4 protein-coding genes and 1 rRNA gene are annotated in these 5204 nt (G+C 75.3%); 4 read left to right on the top strand and 1 reads right to left on the bottom strand.

Annotation, left to right across the window (positions count from 1 at the left end; genetic code table 11):
- From rrf to ACFWWQ_RS29445, 3 genes are all read left to right on the top strand, one after another.
- A 5S ribosomal RNA gene (rrf, locus tag ACFWWQ_RS29455) occupies positions 1–85 on the top strand; the annotation flags it as partial.
- 276 nt (positions 86–361) lie between these two features.
- Positions 362–1525 carry a hypothetical protein gene (locus tag ACFWWQ_RS29450; RefSeq protein WP_384602301.1) on the top strand — a complete coding sequence of 388 codons (1164 nt, stop codon included), beginning with the start codon at positions 362–364 and terminating at the stop codon, positions 1523–1525.
- A complete protein-coding gene (locus tag ACFWWQ_RS29445) occupies positions 1507–2364 on the top strand; it encodes a hypothetical protein (RefSeq protein ID WP_384602299.1) in 858 nt (285 codons plus the stop codon). The genes ACFWWQ_RS29450 and ACFWWQ_RS29445 overlap by 19 nt, the downstream gene beginning before the upstream one ends.
- Before the next feature lie 285 nt (positions 2365–2649).
- Here the strand turns inward: ACFWWQ_RS29445 and ACFWWQ_RS29440 are convergent, their stop codons facing one another.
- Positions 2650–3915, bottom strand: a complete 1266-nt coding sequence (locus ACFWWQ_RS29440; RefSeq protein WP_384602297.1) for a DUF1015 family protein — start codon at positions 3913–3915, stop codon at positions 2650–2652.
- A 163-nt stretch (positions 3916–4078) separates the two neighbouring features.
- On the opposite strand from ACFWWQ_RS29440, the gene ACFWWQ_RS29435 reads away from it, so the two are divergent.
- Positions 4079–5104, top strand: a complete 1026-nt coding sequence (locus tag ACFWWQ_RS29435; protein WP_384602296.1) for an HAD-IIA family hydrolase — start codon at positions 4079–4081, stop codon at positions 5102–5104.
- Positions 5105–5204 lie beyond the last annotated feature (100 nt).

Here is a 5204-nt window from a genome sequence, read left to right as displayed (position 1 = left end):
TTACATTTCGAACCCGGAAGCTAAGCCTTTCAGCGCCGATGGTACTGCAGAGGGGACTCTGTGGGAGAGTAGGACGCCGCCGAACAATTTTTCAGGACCCCTGGTCCCAGCGTTCATGCTGGGACCAGGGGTCCTTTTTGTTTTGCCGAAGCGCGCCGAAGTGGTCGGTGCGTGAGAATGATTGCAGTGCCGAAGACAGGAGTCACGTCGATGCCCACCAACTCTTCCGACGATCGTTCGGAGCGTCGTCCGCAGCGGCGTGATGACGGCGACCGCGGTGGTTTCCGGCGTGATGACCGGGGGCCGCGACGTGACGATGACCGTGGCGGACGCCCGTCCGGTGGCGGTTACGGTCGGCGGGATGACCGTTCGTCCGGGGGCGACCGTGGCGGCTTCCGCCGGGACGACCGCCGGGATGACCGGGGTGGTGATCGCGGCGGGTTCCGGCGTGACGAGCGCCGGGATGACCGCGGCGGTGACCGTGGCGGTGACCGTGGGGGCTTCCGCCGGGACGACCGGCGTGACGACCGTGGCGGCGACCGCGGTGGGTTCCGGCGCGATGACCGGCCGTCGTTCCGGCGGGATGATCGTCCGTCCGGTGGGGATCGGGGTGGCTTCCGTCGCGATGACCGTGGTGGCGAGCGCGGGGGCTTCGGGCGGGATGACCGGCCGCGTGGGCCGCGCCGCGACGAAGGCGACCGTGGTGGGTTCCGGCGTGACGAGCGCCGGGATGACCGCGGTGGCGACCGGGGGGGCTTCCGGCGTGACGAGCGTCGTGACGACCGGGGCGGTGACCGTGGTGGGTTCCGGCGTGACGAGCGTCGTGACGACCGGGGCGGTGACCGTGGTGGGTTCCGGCGTGACGAGCGTCGTGACGACCGCGGTGGCGACCGTGGCGGCTTCCGCCGCGATGACCGGCGTGACGACCGGGGCGGTGACCGTGGTGGCTTCCGCCGTGACGACCGGCGTGACGACCGCGGCGGCGAGCGCGGTGGGTTCCGCCGTGACGACCGCAGCGGCGACCGTGGCGGGTTCCGCCGTGACGACCGCAGCGGCGAGCGTGGGGGCTTCCGCCGTGACGACCGGCGTGACGACCGGGGCGATGACCGCGGCGGGGAGCGTGGTGGATTCCGCCGCGACGAGCGTCGTGACGACCGTGGCGGGGAGCGTGGCGGATTCCGGCGTGACGAGCGTCGTGACGACCGTGGCGGCGACCGCGGCGGCTTCCGCCGTGATGACCGGGGCGGCGACCGGGGCGGCGACCGCGGCGGCTTCCGCCGTGATGACCGGGGCGGCGACCGTGGCGGCGACCGCGGTGGCTTCCGCCGTGATGACCGGGGCGGCGACCGTGGCGGCTTCCGCAGGGACGACGAGCGTGGTCGTCGGCCTTACGGGGCCGGGCGTGGGCGTGATGAGCGGCGGGATGACCGGCGGGACGAGCGGCGGGAGCCGATCAAGCGGCTGCCGATTCCCGAGGACGTCACCGGTGACGAGATCGACAAGGATGTGCGGCAGGAGCTGCTGAGCCTGCCGAAGACGCTCGCCGAGGACGTCGCCAAGAACCTGGTCATGGTGGCGAAGTTGCTGGACGAGGAACCGGAGCGGGCGTACGGCTACTCGCGGGTCGCGCTGCGGCTGGCGTCCCGTGTCGCCGCGGTGCGGGAGGCGGCGGGCTTCGCCGCGTACGCCGTCGGCAAGTACAGCGAGGCGCTGGCGGAGTTCCGGGCGTCGCGGCGGATGACCGGCAGTGTGGAGCTGTGGCCCGTCATGGCGGACTGCGAGCGCGGTCTGGGCCGTCCGGAGAAGGCGATGGCGATGGCCGGCGAGCCCGAGGTGGCGAAGCTGGACAAGGCCGGGCAGGTCGAGATGCGGCTGGTGGCCGCGGGTGCCCGCCGGGACATGGGCCAGGCGGAGGCCGCGGTGGTGACGCTGCAGAGCCCCGAGCTGGCGTCGAACGCCGTGCACCCGTGGACGGCGCGGCTGCGCTACGCGTACGCCGACGCGCTGCTGGCCGTCGGCCGGGAGGCCGAGGCGCGCGACTGGTTCGCCAAGGCGCTGGAGGCCGACCAGGGCGGGACGACCGACGCGTCGGACCGGCTGGCCGAGCTGGACGGTGTGGAGTTCACCGACGCGCTGGACGAGTCGGCGGACGACGAGGGCGACGCGGAGCCCGCGGCCGCGAAGGCGGAGGACCGGGACGCGGCTGACGCCGGTGCCGGGGTCGTCGACGCGGCGGTCGATGTGGCCGACGAGGACGCCGGTGAGGTTGCCGAGGCCGGTCGGGAGAGCGACGAGGCGCGGGCGGACGGTGCCGACGAGGCCCGCCGGGACGGTGCCGAGGACGGTGAGCCCGGAAAGGGCTGAGCCGGTGCCGCGTCGCGGATGACGTGAAGGACGGAGGGCGGGATCCCGTGGGGGTCCCGCCCTCCGTCGTGCGGGGTGGGGCCGGGGTGCCTGGGACTGGGTGGCCCGGGCCGCCTGGGTGCCTCCGGCCGGTGGTGCCCGGGCCACGAGTGTCCGGTTCGCCTTCTGGCCGGTGGTGCCCGGGCCATCGGCGTCCGGGGCATCTCCTGGTGGGCGATGCGCGGGCTCGTATCCGGGCCGCCTCCTGACCAGGGGTGCCCGACCGCCCCGGCAGACCGCCCCGGATCAGTCCATCGCCGAGTCCAACGTGCGCAGGACCAGCCCCGTGGCCGGTTTGGGGCCGAAGGAGGTGGACTTGCGGGGCATCATGACGCCCTGGCGGGCGAGGTCGCGGACGGTCTCCTCGGTGGCGGCGCGCATCAGAAGGGCCGTGCCGCCGTGGCGGGCGGCCTGGGCGAGGGCGGCCTCGGTGTGGTGGAGGTAGCTGATGTGGGAGGGGCGGTCGGGGACCTGCCAGACCGTGTCGAGGAGGACGGAGTGGAGGACCGTGGCGTCGAGGGTCCGCCAGAGCTCCGGGCGGTCGGCGCGTACCGCTTCCGCCAGCAGGTGCGGGTCGGGGCGGTCCAGCAGGTGGAAGGTGCCGGTGCCGTCCGTGAGGACGAAGGCGTTGCCCGGGGTCTTCTCCAGCGTCGCGAGGGCGGCCGCCGCGTCGCCCGGCAGCGGGCGGGCCCGGAAGGCGCCGCCGAGCCGGGCCAGCGCCTCGTCGGGCGGCAGGTACGGCAGCACCCGGTGGATGGCGCGGACCTGGAGCGGATGGCGGGCGGTGTCGACGAGCAGCACCAGGCCGGAGGCCCACGGCGAGCCGGCGCTGGCGCCGGGCGTCTGCTCGTGGAGGCGCTGGTAGGTGGCCCAGCGGTGGTGGCCGTCGGCGATCAGGGCGTGATGGCCGGACAGGTCCGCGTCGATCGTGGCGAGTTCGGCCGGGTCGGTGACGGCCCAGAGCCGGTGGGTGAAGCCGTCCTCGGTGGTGGTGGCGAGCAGCGGGGCGCGCCGCACGGCAGTCGCGATGACGGCGGCGGCGCCGGTGACCGAGCCGTCGCCGCGGTAGGCGAGGAGCAGCGGCTCGAAGTTGGCGGCCGCCGCGCGCATCAGCTCCGCCCGGTCCTCGACCACCTCGGGGATGACGTCCTCGTGCGGCAGCACCGGCCCGTCCAGCCGCAGCGAGCCGATCAGCCCGCGCTGGAGGACGTCGCCGCACCGCTGCTCGTAGACGTAGAGCGCGGGCCGCGGGTCCGTCACCAGGACGCCCTCGGCGCGCCAGCGGGCCAGGGTGGTGGCGGCCTGCCGGTGCCGGGTGGCCGGGTCGGCGGCCTGCGGCAGGATCAGCCGCACGATGTTGTACGGGTCGGCGGTCTCCAGCAGCCGGACGCCGTCGGGGCGGACCACGACGTCGTACGGGGGAGAGGTGACCGCGGTGAGACTGCTGATCCGGTCCGGGGCGTAGCGCAGTCCACGGAACGGGAGGAGGCGGAGGCCGTCGGTATCGGTCATTGGGGAATGCTACGGCGCCCACCGTGTACGGGATGATCGGGGGAGAGCCAGGACATGGCTGGATGTATCGGTGGTCCGCGGTGCGGGCCGCGCGGCGGTGCGGGCGGAACGCGACGTCCGCACCGGGGCGCGGTGAGGCGCGGGCGGTGAGGAGCGAAGCGGCATGACGGAGCGGATGCGCGGGCGGCCCGACGGGTGTGACCGTGCGCTGTGCGCGGAGTACGACACGGCGCTGCTGGATCTGGACGGGGTCGTCTACGCCGGGGGCGTGGCTCTGCCGCACGCTGTGGACGCCCTCACCGCGGCGCGGGAGGGCGGGATGCATCTGGCGTATGTGACCAACAACGCCGCCCGGACGCCGCAGACGGTCGCCGGTCAACTGACCGGATTCGGCCTGCCGACCGGTGCCGAGGACGTGATCACTTCGGCGCAGGCGGTGGCCCGGCTGATCGCCGAGCAGGTGCCGCCGGGCTCCCGGGTGCTGACCGTCGGCGGCGAGGGACTCCGCGTCGCGCTGCGCGAACGCGGGCTGGAGCCGGTGGAGTCGGCCGACGACGACCCGGCGGCGGTGGTCCAGGGGTACGACGCGGCGATCGACTGGGGGCGGCTGGCCGAGGCGGCGTACGCGGTGCAGCGCGGGGTGCCGTGGTTCGCGTCCAACACCGATCTGACGATTCCCCGGGAGCGCGGGATCGCGCCCGGTAACGGTGCGCTGGTCGAGGTCGTGCGGATCGCGGCGGGCGGGGCGCCGCAGGTGGCGGGGAAGCCGCAGCCGCCGATGCACCGCGAGACGGTGCTGCGGACCGGTGCGCGCCGGCCGCTGGTCATCGGGGACCGCCTCGACACGGACATCGAGGGCGCCTTCAACGGCGGTGTCGACGCGCTGCTGGTCCTCACCGGCGTCACCACCCCCGCCGGCCTGCTCGCCGCGCCGCCGCCGCACCGGCCCGCCTACGTCGACGCCGACCTGCGCGGACTGCTGGTGCCGCAGCCCGCGGTGGTGCCCGACGGGGACGGGTTCCGGTGCGGTGGCCTGCGGGCGGCGGCCCACGGTGACCGGCTGGACGTCGAGGGGGACGGTGCGCCTCTGGACGGGCTGCGGGCGCTCTGCGCGGCGGCGTGGACGGCGGCGGGGGACGGCGCGTACGCGGGGGATGCGGAGAAGGCGCTGCGGACGCTGGGGATGTGAGCGCGCGGCGGGGGGGCGGCCCGCGCGCGGGCGCGCCGGGGGCGCCCGCCCCCCGCGGGGCGGCCCGGCCCGGGCCGCGCCGGCGCGCGCGCGGCGGCCG

It is taken from the genome of Streptomyces sp. NPDC059080 (assembly GCF_042739975.1).
Lineage (GTDB): Bacteria > Actinomycetota > Actinomycetes > Streptomycetales > Streptomycetaceae > Streptomyces > Streptomyces benahoarensis.
The sequence above is the reverse complement of the archived record's forward strand: the minus strand, read 5'-3'. Positions and strand labels throughout refer to the sequence as shown.

Excerpts from the sequence above, each read along its gene's own strand:
- ACFWWQ_RS29450 (WP_384602301.1), top strand. The coding sequence starts at position 362 with ATGACCGTTCGTCCGGGGGCGACCGTGGCGGCTTCCGCCGGGACGACC.
- ACFWWQ_RS29440 (WP_384602297.1), bottom strand. The coding sequence starts at position 3,915 with ATGACCGATACCGACGGCCTCCGCCTCCTCCCGTTCCGTGGACTGCGC.
- ACFWWQ_RS29435 (WP_384602296.1), top strand. The coding sequence starts at position 4,079 with ATGACGGAGCGGATGCGCGGGCGGCCCGACGGGTGTGACCGTGCGCTG.